The sequence below is a fragment of the Paenibacillus brevis genome (assembly GCF_018919145.1).
GTDB lineage: Bacteria > Bacillota > Bacilli > Paenibacillales > Paenibacillaceae > Fontibacillus > Fontibacillus brevis.
This window is the reverse complement of the sequence record NZ_JAHLQJ010000002.1, coordinates 230,570-244,606: the sequence shown is the minus strand read 5'-3', so window position 1 is coordinate 244,606 and position 14,037 is coordinate 230,570. Positions and strand designations below refer to the sequence as shown.

Annotated in this window: 8 protein-coding genes; all 8 read right to left on the bottom strand. The window is 53.0% G+C overall.

Annotated features, from left to right (window positions below; all coding sequences use genetic code 11):
- Positions 1-27: 27 nt before the first annotated feature.
- On the bottom strand, positions 28-2,124 hold the full coding sequence (locus KQJ23_RS03260) for a 3-keto-disaccharide hydrolase (RefSeq protein WP_216477242.1): 2,097 nt from the start codon (positions 2,122-2,124) through the stop codon (positions 28-30).
- Between the two features lie 55 nt (positions 2,125-2,179).
- Positions 2,180-3,787: a response regulator transcription factor gene (locus KQJ23_RS03255; RefSeq protein ID WP_216477241.1), complete on the bottom strand. Its 1,608-nt coding sequence runs from the start codon at positions 3,785-3,787 to the stop codon at positions 2,180-2,182.
- Positions 3,762-5,513, bottom strand: a complete 1,752-nt coding sequence (locus KQJ23_RS03250) for a sensor histidine kinase (RefSeq protein WP_216477240.1) — start codon at positions 5,511-5,513, stop codon at positions 3,762-3,764. The genes KQJ23_RS03255 and KQJ23_RS03250 overlap by 26 nt, the downstream gene beginning before the upstream one ends.
- A gap of 84 nt (positions 5,514-5,597) precedes the next feature.
- Entirely contained in the window at positions 5,598-6,947 is a 1,350-nt protein-coding gene (locus tag KQJ23_RS03245) for an ABC transporter substrate-binding protein (RefSeq protein WP_216477239.1), read from the bottom strand.
- Between the two features lie 395 nt (positions 6,948-7,342).
- Positions 7,343-8,179 carry a carbohydrate ABC transporter permease gene (locus KQJ23_RS03240; protein WP_216477238.1) on the bottom strand — a complete coding sequence of 279 codons (837 nt, stop codon included), beginning with the start codon at positions 8,177-8,179 and terminating at the stop codon, positions 7,343-7,345.
- A gap of 48 nt (positions 8,180-8,227) precedes the next feature.
- Positions 8,228-9,169 carry a carbohydrate ABC transporter permease gene (locus KQJ23_RS03235; RefSeq protein ID WP_430522273.1) on the bottom strand — a complete coding sequence of 314 codons (942 nt, stop codon included), beginning with the start codon at positions 9,167-9,169 and terminating at the stop codon, positions 8,228-8,230.
- Positions 9,159-10,535 (bottom strand): FAD-dependent oxidoreductase, encoded by a 1,377-nt coding sequence (locus KQJ23_RS03230; protein WP_216477364.1) that lies wholly within the window; start codon positions 10,533-10,535, stop codon positions 9,159-9,161. The genes KQJ23_RS03235 and KQJ23_RS03230 overlap by 11 nt, the downstream gene beginning before the upstream one ends.
- A gap of 1,500 nt (positions 10,536-12,035) precedes the next feature.
- Positions 12,036-13,877 carry an FAD-dependent oxidoreductase gene (locus tag KQJ23_RS03225; protein WP_216477237.1) on the bottom strand — a complete coding sequence of 614 codons (1,842 nt, stop codon included), beginning with the start codon at positions 13,875-13,877 and terminating at the stop codon, positions 12,036-12,038.
- Between the last annotated feature and the right edge of the window lie 160 nt (positions 13,878-14,037).

Genomic DNA, 14,037 nt, shown 5'->3' with positions numbered 1-14,037 from the left:
ATTACTGAATGTACTGAACGACTCTCACTACTGAACGACCTTCACATCGTCCATCCGGGCCGCACTGGTATGCATACGGATTCCGATTTTGCCCGCAGGCAGAGGCGATGCGTCAGTCCATTGGAGAAGCTGGACGCCATCGACATAGCCGATAATTACATTGCCGCTGACAGACACCTTCATGGCCGCCCATTGGCCCGGGGTTACAGCATAGCCCGTACTGCTGACCAGCGTCATGGTCCCGCCGCTTTTCTTGTACAATTCAAGCTTGTCACCGCTGTCGTTCAAGCGCAGCGTATAATAATTAGAGTTATCCACGTACCGGAACAGCAGTCCCACATTGCCGGAGGCCGTGAGCAGCTTGATTCTGGCGGAATACGTATAATCGTTCCAGGACGCATTGCCGGTATAAGCTATCGCTTCGCCGGAAGCTGTATTTTGCGACAACGTCAGACTGCCGTCCGTCGTCAAATTCCAGGAGCCGCCGGAGACCGTCCAATCGCTGAAGTCGTTGTCCTCAAAGTCATCGGAGAAGATCGTCACCGGCTGCGGAATCGTACCCTGATACTCATACGCCCCGATATCCGGCGCACCGTTGTACAACGGATTGCCGAAGAAATCCTTGCCGCCGTTTGCGGCAACCGTCACACCGGCATCAATTAGCGGCGATGTAGGCAGTAGCTTGTAACCGTCTGCCGTTGCCCGCCCGGTTGCGGTATTCGGATTGACGAACTTCGGATCGCCAACGATTTTGTAAGGATCGTTTGCCACGCTGGAGTTCAAGCCGTAGAAGCTGTTATGATCATAGGCCATTCTGGGACTGTTGGTGTACTGGCCGCTCGCACCATTGTAAAAGATATTGTTCTTATAGTAGGCCATTCCAGTGTTGCTGGCATGCGTCAGTGCCCGGTTCTGCGTGCCGGAGCGGTAAATGATATTGTTGTAGATGTACAGATCGCCCCCACCGCTGGTCAAGTGAAACGCGCCGTTTGCATCAAGATCATTCTGGCTGATATTGTAACGGAAGATGTTCTCGTCCGTGTCGTTCATGACGAGCAGCGTTCCGCCTTGATTGTTGTGGCTGTAGTTATATTGATACACGCTTTCTTTGACTTGTACGTCAAAATCCCAAGGCTGACCGTCGCCTTCCAGCTTGCGGGTATCGAAGGCTTCATTGTACTGGAACACCGCTCCCGTCGTATAGTACGCCCATTGCGCCGCAACGACGGCAATATGGTCGAGATAGCTCACGACACCGGTATTTACGTCACATGCATTGCCGATGGCATTGGTCGTATTGTACTCAATGAGCGGAGATACGCCTGCCCGGACCAAAATGCCGTCACGGTGGATCTTCTCCACATAGTTGCCGCGGATCACCACGTTTTTGAATGCATCGGATTTATGTGTCCATGCACTGTTCGAGAACGCGTCCGTCATCGTCTGAATTCCGGTATCCGCCACGTTGATGATTGTATTGTTCTCAATCAGAATGCCGTCCCACGTGCTCTCGAGAGCCGTATTTGTACCTCTGGCATGGAAATTGATGCCCCCCGTACGGCGGTCCGTACCAAAAATATCATGGATGCTCAGGTTCTTGATGTGAATATGCATGAAGCTTCCCGCACCTGTTCCTTCCCCTACTACAAGGACGCCATGCCTTCTCATGTCGGTCGGCTGCTGGCCGCTCGTAATCTCCAGGTTGTTGATTTCCCAGTAGGATACATTGCGAAGCCGAACGCCGAACCCTTCCCCGTTCACGCTCGTATTTCCAAAGTGAATCAGCGGTTTGGAACCGCTTCCATATTGATCTACAACAATCGGGCTTCCCTCTGCCCCCGAGCCCTTGAGGTCCAGATACTGATCGCTCCACACGCTTCCGGCCTTAAGTAAAATACGGTCGCCGGGGGAAAAGGTCATCGCGTTTACCTTGGCCAACGTTTTCCATGCCGTCCCTTCGCTGGTTCCCGCCGAACTATCATTGCCCAGCGAGGAATCCACGTAATACGTAGTGCCCGCTGCCCTTGCAGCCGGACTTGCTGCGCCCGACACCAGACTCGTTAGCAGAAGGCTGATAAGAATGACCAGGGGCAGGATCGCCTTGCTTCTTCTTTTCACATCCATCACTCCTTGATATGTTGTAATTTGTAATCCGCCCGCTTGCAGGCAAGCCTGGGATTCATTCCTCCGCTTCATTGCAGAAGGAAATTTTATATTCACTTGGGCTCTTTCCGCTGTATTTCTTGAATACCTTGGAAAAATAGGCCCTATCGGAGAAACCAAGGGTATACGCCACATTCTCTACCGTTTCGTTCCGCCGGCTCAGCATCGCAATCGCCATATTAATTTTGTACTGGTTGACGTAATCGGTGAAGTTCACGCCGGCCAGCTTCTTGAAGTATCTGGAGAAATAGCTGGCATTCAAATGTAAATGCTCCGCCATATCCAAAGAGGTAATCATCTGATCGGCATGCTCGTCAAGAAATTGGTCGATCGCCTGCAGACGGATATCCTTTCCCTGGACCGGCACCGGCGCCAACGTATGCTGTCTCCACAGATTCCGCAGCTCCCGCTTGGTCAAACGGGCTGCCTCATCGATGTGCACGGCCTGTCCGAGCCAGAGGAAAAAGCTGCTGTCGATAACCCCGTTCGACTCAAATGCCATCTGGCGGACAAAGTTACCGCAGATTTCCTTCACTTGCCGGGGCAGGAGCCGCTCTGATGCCGCATGTTGGGTCCACGAATTAACCGCCATATCGATCCATGCCGCATTTCCCTCCTCAAGCGCCAGCGAAAGCATGGCCCTTTCCTTATCCCCTCTCCGTTCCGTCGTTTGCAGGAAATCGGCCCGGGGCTCTACAGCCGTAACTGCTTCCGTGTCCCGGTCTGTCTCGTAAAAGCCATCGTCCCGGCATTCGCCAAGCGTTTTATACACGGTATCCAATTGCTGCAGCAACACAGTCCGGGTCGAATAGAATCCCCGCGCCTTAATCTTCAAATATTGCTCCGCCTTTTCGCAGAGCGATTCCATGAAATCAAGCAGAGGCTGGTACGAAGCGTCCGGGGCGGATACGTTCCAGATGAGATAAATCCCCATCTCCTCGGTCAGGATCGGCGTAATCGCCGCCGGTCCCTCGGATAATTCCATCGCAATATTGTTTGCGGCAAAATGAATCAGCGGCACGTCTCCGTAACCGTAGCGCTCAGTCAGCGCAGCGGCGTCGATATGAATGAAGCCCTGGCGGAAATAGGGCAGCTTCCAGGAGATGCCTAGCCGCTCGCCCAATAAGAGCATCTGATCCGTATCGCTGCCCGGAGACAGCAATTGCTTCAGAAAGCTCTGGCGCAGCACCTCTTTATTGCGTTCGATCGCCTGCCGGAACGAATAGCGCTCCAGCAGCTCCTCCCGGCTACGGAAGCGGCTTACTGCCTTGCTCAGACTGGCTTTAAGCTGCTCAGGCGACAGTTCATCCTTGATCAGATAATCGTCGGCTTCGAGCTGGAACGCCCGCTTGGAATATTGGAAATCTTCATAGCAGGTCAGGAAAATAAGCCGGACCTCCGGTTTAGTGATCCGAAACGCCTCCGCCAGCTCAAGCCCGTCCATTCCAGGCAGTCCGATATCAATGACTACGAGATCCGGCAGCGTTTCGTGGAAGTCTTCCAGCGCCTGACCGCTGCTGGAAGCCGAAGCGACAAGCTTCAGCCCCAGATCAATTGATTCCAGCAAGTACGCCACGTACTCAAGCATCGGAACATCATCATCGATCAGCATTATTGTCATCATGAATAACCGCCTCCTTGCTGTTTGCTATCGGAATGAACAGGCTGAAGCTCATGCCTCCGCCCTCGCGGGTCTCCGCCGTCAGACGTGCCTGGTACCCGAACAGCACCTGCAGTCTTCGGGCCGTATTAATCAGGCCCACACCTTTATCTTGCTGCCGGGAGAGCTCGTCCTCCATGCCGGACAGCCGCCGGTTTAGCCGCGCAACCGTCTCTTCCGCCATGCCACGGCCATTGTCGCTGATCACGATCTCAAGCCTCTGGTTATGAAGCGCTGCCCGCAGCTCAATCCTTGGATTCTCCGGCCTGGAAGAAAAGCCGTGATAGATCGCATTCTCCACGATGGGCTGCAGCAGCAGCCTCGGCAGCTCAATCGATTCCGTTCCTTCTCCCAGCTCGTAATGGAAGTCAATACTCAGCCGGTTGCGGATCTGCATGACCTGAACATAGCTTCCCAGCACCTTGCACTCCTCAGCCAGCTTAAGCGGCTGATCCACATGAACATACGCGCGGAGCAGCTTCATCAAGGCATCCACCATCGTGCCGTGCGGCTCATCTCCGGCCAGCAGCAAGCTGACCTTGATCGAATTCAGCGTGTTCAGCAGAAAATGCGGCCGGATTTGCGCTGCCAGCGCTTGAAGCTCCAGCAGGCGCTTCTCCTCCTGCTCGCTCTCCACCTGGTGCAGAAGCCCGTTGATATCGTCCAGCATCTGGTTGAACGCGGAGGAGAGAACGGCAACCTCGTCTTTGCCCTTCACCGGAATCCGGATATCCCGCTTCCCCCCGACATATTGCTTGACACTGGCACGGAGCAGGCTAATCGGCCTGTTGATATGACCCGCCCAGAGCATGGACAAGATCAAAAAGGCCAAAAAGAACAATCCGACAACCGAGATGGTTACCATAAATTCCCGATTGATTTGACCGTCGATAAACCCCCGGGGCATTTGGGAGGAAAGCACCCAGCCGGTCTTCGGAATCAAGACTGTGCTTACCAGCATGTCCCCGGAAGCCGTAGTCTCGTTCTTGCCTTTAACCGCAATGGTCTCCCCCGACCGGGTGCTCAGCAAGAAGAAGATGTCCGGATTACCGGTCTCAAGCAGACTGTGAAAATAAGATTTTGGAATTCCGATGAACAGTGTTGCTACCTTCTCATGATTGCGCGGGTCGATAATGATACGTGCGGCATAATAGTAGTCTGGGTCCGAGTGGGCTTCGCCGGAGGGGAACCATTGCAGCGTCGTTGTTTCGTTCTCGTCAAGCTTGCCGCTCTCCCGCAGGAACCGCTCCGAAAGCTCCGAAAACACCGGAACAGAGCCGTCTCCCATAATAATCCGGTTCTGTTTGTTGACGATCATCATTTTCAGGTTGGCATCCGCCGACTGCACCGACAAAATATCGGCCATGGACTTTAGCCTGGAGTAATAATCATACGACGCAAAATTTGTAAAGCTCTCAGCATCCTTCAGATGCCGAAAGCTTTCCAGAATATCCGGGTTGTAGGTTTGAGAGAAATAGACGGAAGCAAAGGAGATGCTGTCGATCGTCTTCCCGATCTGATTCGCAATAACCGTAAGCGTCTCCTCATTGGAGCGCACCAGTTTATCGCTCACATTTTGCTTCACGGAAGAGTATGACCAGAAGGTTACGGCGATAAAAGGAAACAGAATAAGAATCAGGAATGAGACTTGCAGTTTGCGATGGAAAGAAAATCTTCTTAGCCATTCCATGACGAAATCATCCTTGTCCTGAAGTATCCGTAATTATATTTTCATTATAATCCCTTTACCGCCGCTGTTACCTGACATTATCTTCTACTTGTTAGCGTCGACGACTTTCTTCACTTCTTCGGTCATCATTGCCTTCACTTCATCGAAGCTGCGGTTATCCAGCATATAGCTTGACATTCCGTTCTCCACGATGGTTTTCAGTTCAGAGCCGTAGGGCACGCTGAAGCTGTCAGGCATTTTGTTGCGCGAGTCAAAGAGGGTGTTGGCTAACGATTCCGTGTCGATCAGATCCGTATTATCTTTGAAAAATTCCTTGATCAGCGCTTCGCCGTCGGCACCCTTGTAGGAAGGGATATCCTTAGAATACTTGGAGGCCTCTTTGGTCACCCATCTAATGAAGTCATAGGCAGCTTGCTTATGCTCGGATTTCGCTCCGATCGCCACGCCGGCTCCGGAGATATTGGTCATGCCGATATCGTTCGAATCTACGGAACGCGGTACCGGCGCATACACCATTTGGAAGTCATGCGGGAATTTCTCCAGATTCAGGCCGGCTCTTACCGCATAGCTCGGTACGGCCAGCATGCTTGCATTTCCGGCAAAAAACTGCTGCAGTACATGGTAGTTGGAGGCAAGCACGTCCGCATACGGTTCTACGCTCTTGTCTTCCTGCTCCATCACCCGGCGGAGCTCGAAGAAATACTTGAAGGACGGATCATCGAAGATCGGATTCAGGTTGGCATCGAGCTGCGGATTCGGACGTTCGGTATAAGCGATTATATTGGCGTATTCCCCCCAGGTATGGAAGTAGGTTCCATAGTGTCCATCCATCGTCAGCTTTTTCGCATATTCGCGGAAGTCATCCCATGTCCACCCCATCTCCGGGAGCTCCAGACCCGCCTTCTCCAGATGATCGCGGTTGAATACGGTGAACCATTGCGTTGAGCTTGTCAGCAATCCGTAGATGTTGCTGTCCAGCTTGACGACTTTGTTGTACTCATCTTCCGGCTTTACATTTTCCTGCTCGAAGAACGAGTTAAGCGGTTCCACAACTCCGCGCGAAGCACGTTCGAGCAGTTCTTCTTCGTTGCCGGTCATAAAGACGTCGACCACTTCGCCGCTCCCGATAAGAATGTCCAGCTTCTTCATGAAATCCGTGCTGTCGCTATTCTGCACAAGGGAGACATACTCTACTTCTACCTTGTCCTGAGACTCATTGTATGCTTGAACCGCTTGATAGATCGGCTCCTCCGGTTTACTCGCCTTGAAGGTGTAGAATTTGATCTTCTCCTTCCCTGCAGGCTGCTCCTTCTTCTCATTGGCTGCAGGCGCGTTCGTTGCAGACTTATTGTCGTTGCCGCCGCTATTGCTTCCACATGCGGTGATAGAGAGGATCAAGAACAGACAGGTCAGCAATAATGATGTTTTCTTCAAAATCAATTCCCCCTTTTAAGTGTGTGTTCAAAAAGTCAGGTTTTCAGCACCGAAGCTTATGCTTTCGATGTGCGTTTTTACAAAACGCTTGAGTTGGATGAAGCTAGGGACTGAGTAGCGGAGCGTAGGCGAACCTACGTGAGCAACTGAAATGTTTCCGCAGGAAACATACTTCGGAAGCATAGGCTTGGCCCGGCTGAATTCAAGATTCGATGTCGAATCCGCTTCTCGAATTACCTCGTGATCAAAAGTCGACTTTTTAAACAACCTCTTCTAATAGTTGCTGCAGGCACATTATACTATCTCATCTTCACCTATACCGTGTACAGAATTGCGGTATGCACGTAGACATTTTTGACCTTGGCCGATCCCTTGCAGTACCGGCCAAGGCCAAATCAACCCTTGACCCCTCCAATGGCAATCCCTTCAATGACTTGCTTCTGCAGTGCCAGGAACAGCACCAGCAGCGGAATGATCGCTGCAACGGAAGCCATCATCATGACTGAAATGCGCGTACCGAACTCTTCCTGGAAGAACTGCATGCCGAGCGGGATCGTATACAGCTTCGTCGTATTCAGCATGATCAGCGGACCCTGGTAATCATTCCAGGTCCAGATGAATTTGATAATCCCTACCGTCGCCAGAATCGGCCGGCTAAGCGGTACCATCACGCTCCAGAAGATGCGGAAAAATCCGGCGCCGTCCAGCTCGGCTGCTTCCAGCAAATCGTTATGAATGCTTGCCATGAACTGCCGCAGCAGGAAGGCAAAATAACTGGAGAACATCCCCATTAGAATCAGGGCGGCGTGCGAATCGTACAAGCCGAGCTCTTTAATCATAATATAGCGCGGGACGAGCGTGGCCTGCTCGGGAATCATCATGAACGCCAGCATCAGGCTGAACACGGCGGCACGGCCCTTGAACTCCAGCTTGGACAGGGCATAGCCGGCCATCGATGAGATGATTACTGTAGCCAGCGTCGAGATCACCGCGATCTTGATCGAGTTCATATAGAACAGGCCGAAGGAGACGTCGCCCATCCATACTGCTTTAAAATTGCTGACCAGATTCCAGTCCTTCGGGATCCATTGAATCGGAAACGTCCACACATCCCGTTCCGTCTTTGCGGCCGCAGACAGCATCCAGATGAGCGGCAGCAGGAAAAAGGCGGAGAGCACGGCGAAGAGCACGGTCAGAATCAGATTACTTGTCTTTATTTTTTTGAGTGACATCGCATGGGTTCCTTTCACTTAAGACTATAAAACGGGAGTCGAAAACCTCTAATAATGAACTTTCCGGCTTTGTGTAATCCAGGTAATCGATGTTACCAGCATGATGATGAGGAACAGCACCCACGACATAGCCGAAGCGTACCCCATCTTAAAGCGCTCGAACCCTTCTTCATAGATCTGATACACAATAACCGTACTGGAGTAGTTCGGACCGCCATTCGTCAGGAACTTGATCATGTCAAACACTTTGAAGGACGAAATCGTACTCGTAATCGCCAGGAAAAAGGTCGTCGGGCCCAGCAGCGGCACGGTGATGCGCCGGAACTGCTGGATGCCTGTGGCTCCGTCGATCGTCGCCGCTTCATACAGCTCTTCCGGAATATTCGTCATGCCCGCGAGGAAGATAATCATTTGGTAGCCGAGAATCTGCCAAATATAAATGATCATAATCGCAATCAGCGAGTAGCTGGTATCGACCAGCCAACGCGGAGGATCGGAAATGCTCAGTTGCATCAACAGCTGGTTGAGCGGTCCTTTGGACGGATGATACAACGCCTGCCACACAGCAGCGATCGCTACCGTCGAGCAAATATAAGGGATAAAGAACGCTACCTTGAAAAAGGCCTTGCCGTACAGCTTCTTATGGATCATCGCCGACAGAATGATGGCAAGCACCATGGTCAGCGGCACCGTACCGGCTGTAAACAGCACATTATTTTTCAGCGCCAGAATAAAGTGATTGTCCTTAAACAGATTGATGAAGTTGTCCAGACCGGTAAAATGGATCGCCGACAGCCCGCCGACCAGATTCCACTCCGTGAAGCTCAGGAAGAGGCTGAACAGCAGCGGGAACACGGATAGAAAAATCATACCGATGACCTCGGGCGCAATAAAAAGCCACCCGGCCCACTGCTCCCTTTTTTTACGCGTCCAGTACGTTCTCTTCGGTGTCGTCATTCTCTTCTGCACAACGGTTTGCTCACTGCTCACCGGTGTTCACCTCCACGGCGTCTGCGCCGATATCCGGCAAGTAGGCGCCTTCCTCCTGCAGCCGTTGGCGCAAATGGGCAACGTCCACGGCATGGACGTCATGCTCCGCCTGGCTTGCAGCCAGCGCCGCTGCCAGTCCAGCCGCCTCGCCCATCGCCAGGCACACCGGCATGACCCGAACGCTTCCGTGCACCCTGCGGTCGCATGAAATGCTGCGACCTGCCACCAGCACATTGCGCAAGCCCCGCGGGGTCAGACAGCGATATGGAATGCCGTGCGATTCGCCCGGACCGTACAGTGTGATCGTGAGGCTGGAGCCTGTACCGCTCTGCTGCTCCTCCTTGGTTCCATGGATATCCAGGAAATAGCTGTTACGGCAAATCTCATCCTCGAAGCTTTTGCGCTCCATATAATCTTCCGCTGTCAGAATATAGTCGCCGATGATCCGCCGCGATTCGCGGGTGCCGATCAACGTACCCGTGCTCATCACGAAGGCATTGCCGAACGCGGTCGGCTGAACGTCCGCCAGCATATCGCGGTACGCTGCCGCCATCTTGCGCCCCTCGATCATCGCATTCGAGACAGTGAAGGTATCGGTATTATCGACGTCCCACAGATGGCCGGCATTGAAGCCAACCGAACGCGGGGCCACCAAGTTGTTGCATATATGCGTATCCGGGATTCCCGGATAATTGCCTGATTGGAACACTTCATGGATCGGACTGTTGGGGTTATCGCCGTGAAGGTTCGGTCCGGTCAAATACGCATAATCATCGACATTGCCGAGAATAAAGCAATGCGTAGCAGGCTGCAGCTCCCCGGTAACCGCATCCCCTTTCTGATATTCCGCCCCGGCCCATGCGGCAACGTCTCCGTCCCCGGTGCAGTCCACATATACCTTGGCGCGAAACGCCTGAAGTCCGCCCTTGTTCAGCACTATAATCGCCGTTACATTCCCGTCCTCATCGCGCTCCACATCGGCAAGCGACGTCAGGAACAGCACGCTGGCTCCGGCTTCCGTCACCAGGTCATCATAGACCCGCTTCAGCTTCTCCGGCTCGATCGGAACCCAGTCCATCGCATCTGCCTGCACATGCGGCATTTGCGCTTTCAGCGTCTCGAATACCTTGGCGGCAAGGCCGCGGTAGATCAATTTCTGTTTATCGGAGAACGGGCACCAGGCCGGAACCAGACCCGAGGTTCCCATTCCGCCAAGACTTCCGGTAGCTTCGATCAATAACGTGCGCACGCCTTCCCGGGCTGCTGCAGCCGCTGCGGTACAACCCGCCGGGCCGCCGCCTACAACGATGACATCATAATCCGTATTCAACGGTATTGCCTTGCTCTTCAATGTATAACTGTTCATGGTGAGCCCTCTCTTTCCCGGCAGACGAGCCTTGAAGGTCTGCCTGCTATCTTCTATTGGTTTATTGTAGCAAGCGGCCTCCGGGATTACGGTATAGCCTTCCGACTCGTTCATGTGCAATATTTTGACCTGTCCGGTCCGATGAAGCCAAAAACAGAGGGTGTCCCACAGGTCATCACCGGGACCCCATTCGGCGCAATCTGCTGCAAGATGAGTACGGAATACTATAAACCGATTAATGATTCTGCGTGCTGGGGCAACGTGTGAACGGTGCTTACGATCGCTGTTGTTCGAGGATTTCTTGATTTACTAAGCCATGATAAGGGAGAAATCCGCTCACAAAGGCGAACGCTCCGCTTCTTCAGCACCCTTCACACTTATGCCCTTATACGCAGGAGCTTTGGTTCGGCTTTATAGGTGCCGAATGCATGATAGCAGCTCTCACACGGTCCTTTCACATGCAGTGGCAAAGCACTTGAATCACTCAACTATTTGACCAACCTCATTCTGGTCACGCCCCAGGAGTTATTCCAGTAGATTCTGAATATACCGACCAAGTACGCATGCCGTACACCTCGCACCGAGCGCGGCTCCCAGGGCGCAGTGTTTCGCAGCATGACGATGATCGGTCGATCGCATGAAAATAGGATCTTACGCATGCAGTGAAAAAAGTTAGCTTAAATTCATTGGAAATGCTAGAAATGCGGATATAGTGAAATTTTTGTACTTAAAGTTGACTAAAACACGGGTTTGGCTAGTTACTGGCGATCTAAGGTAAGTTTTTTCACTAAATGTGGGTTCGTGCGTCGAATGAAGATTTTAAGGGAAGTAATTTCATTAAATCGCGACCGGATGAGCATGAGCAGAAGAATGAGGTGCTCATATCGTCTTGTAGGGCGATTGAAGTTCGGAGCAAGACCTAGAATGCCAGTGGACAAGTAAAGTTTGGAGAAAAACTTAAGTACTGGCAGGACAGGAAAAGTTTCGGTGCAAGGCCGAAGCAACATGAGGTCGGGGCGCAACTCTAGCGCGAGTGATACCCCTCATTGCATGATGCCGCAGGCGGCAAGCTCATTGCAATTCTGCTTATGGCTCAGCCATGTGCAAATCGCATTACAGTTAAACTGCAAAGGCGAAGTAGCCAGGGCATAAGTGTGAAGGTAAAAGCTTTCTGCAAGAAAGCTCCCTCGGAAGCATAGAGCGTCAGCGGTCGCCTTTGTGAGCGGATTTCTCCTTTGTTAGAACCTAATCCAATCATGGAAATCCGCGAACAACAGCGATCGTAGCAACCCTTCACACGTTGCCCCTTAATCCGCCCTCTAATGTTTAACTGTCTTCCTGCTATTGCACACTTTCCTGCAAATGCGCCCTTGATTCGCTCCACAGGGAGTTTGTAGCAACTCCGGCTTGACCACCTAGCGGCCTGACAGCTCATTTACCGTCATCTCATAGCCCGACAAGTCCGTACTCAGACGACGGAATGTGTTTAGGGCGCAACTTTTATTCGTAACAGCGGATTTCAAATATTCGGGCATGGTCCAGCCCGTTGGTGGCTTCGATGTCCACGCGCAGCTTCACCACATGCTCCAGCTTCACCCGGCAGGCGATTTGACGTTGGTAGTTATCCCGGATGGAAAGGATCTGACGGGGCGGCGCTTCTTCAGGATCACGGAAATAGGCCGTTACCGTAAAGTCCTTCACTGTCTCTGGCTGGGGACCCCATTCCATCATTCTCAACACTTCGTTCGAATGGGTCAGCGTCAGTCTGCGATGCATGCCCGTGTCAAATACGAGCGTGATATCACCAATCGGTACCGGCGTTGTCCACTCCAGCTCGATCCAGGGGGCGGGATCGCCCGGCTGCGACATCCAACGGTGCGTTCCGGGGATGGTTAGCTCCGGTCTGGCCCCGCCTGCTCCGTACATCGACCGGGTATGGCCATCGGTTACATCAACTGCTGGTCCTTCCGGCTGTTCTGAAGAGGCGCTGACAATCGCACGTAGCGCCAAATTGTCCTTAGCCGGTATGATCCCCGGCAAATAGGCATCCTGCTTTAACAGCTGATGCTGCACCTGCCGGATAAACTCTTTATCTTGAAGGGCGTCCTCCAGCTTCAAGCCGGCCTGAACGGCGAGCGCAGCCGCCGTGCCTGCGCCTTGTCCCATGGCCGCGCAGGTTCCCATCACCCTCGTGCTGGAGAAGGCGATATGCGTTGCCGATATGTTGCGTCCGGCGAATATCAAGTTATCGACATTGACGCTGACCAGCGCCCTGAGCGGGATGCCGTACACGTACCGGCTGAATGGCTGATGCGCCGGATTCAGTTCGGTGGCATCGATGCCCTGGGGCGGATGCGTATCCATCGGCCATCCTCCATACGCAATTACGTCTTCGAAATGTGTCGCCTGCTCCAGATCGCGCTGGGTCAGCAGATATTTTCCGATAAAGCGGCGCGACTCTCTTTTCCCCGGGACAAACCCGAACCAATCTAACGCCCAGTTCTCCGACTCGGGATGATGGCCGCTATTTTTGATATGATCCCAGACGCCCAGCATAATCCCCAGCAGTTCGTCGCGGATCTCCTCATTATCGGCTATCGTGTCCAGCATCCCGCCGAACTCGACCCACCAGTAGCCATACTCCCAGGTGGAGTGGCTACGGAATTTCAAATCCTCTTCCGTAAATTTGCGCGCCCAGGAGGGCGGCGTAAAGCTCATCGGCCGCCCCATATCCCGGGTGGTAAATAAAAGCGAAGAGCCTTGCCGGTACGGATCCGCATGTTCGTTCGCAAGTGTCTCGCCATACTCGCCGGCCGCCTCGCGCCCGGATTTATATAATGCGCCCGCTTCCTTGCCAAGCCGGCCGTCGCCGGTGCAGTCCATATACACTTGCGCCATGATGCGGAACCGGTGCTCCGTGCTCTCTCTAACCGCCAGAACAGAGACGATATGTCCGTTCTCCGTTTCCGCTTCAATAACCGCAGTATTCAGCAGCAGCGTCAAATTCGGCTCGGCCCGGCATTTCTCGTAAAGGATTAAATCGAACATCGATGCACTCCGCTGGGGATTGCGGACGGCATTCTCCAGCAGAATCTCTTCCAGAATGCCGCCTTCCCGCGCCTCCGTCTCGAGCTCTTTTCCCCGTTTGGAGTTGGCTGCACCGACAATGTGCATCCGTATCTCCGAAGAAGCGTTGCCCCCAAGCACAGGCCGATCCTGGCACAGAATAACCTTCGCTCCATTCCGGGCAGCCGCAAGGGCAGCCATTACCCCCGAGACGCCTCCCCCGGCCACTAAAATATCGCTTTCCAGTGTAACCAGGCTCTTTTTATCCGTCTTCAAAAGAAAATACCCCCTGTCTGCAATCGGATCTAGGCACAAAATGCCTTTATGATCCTTATTGTAGCTAGGGGGCTTGTGGAGTACGGTATAGTTTCACAACCCGCTGACGTGTATTTTTTTGACTTCTCAAAACACGCAGCTAATTTGGCTTCAGTTCAGA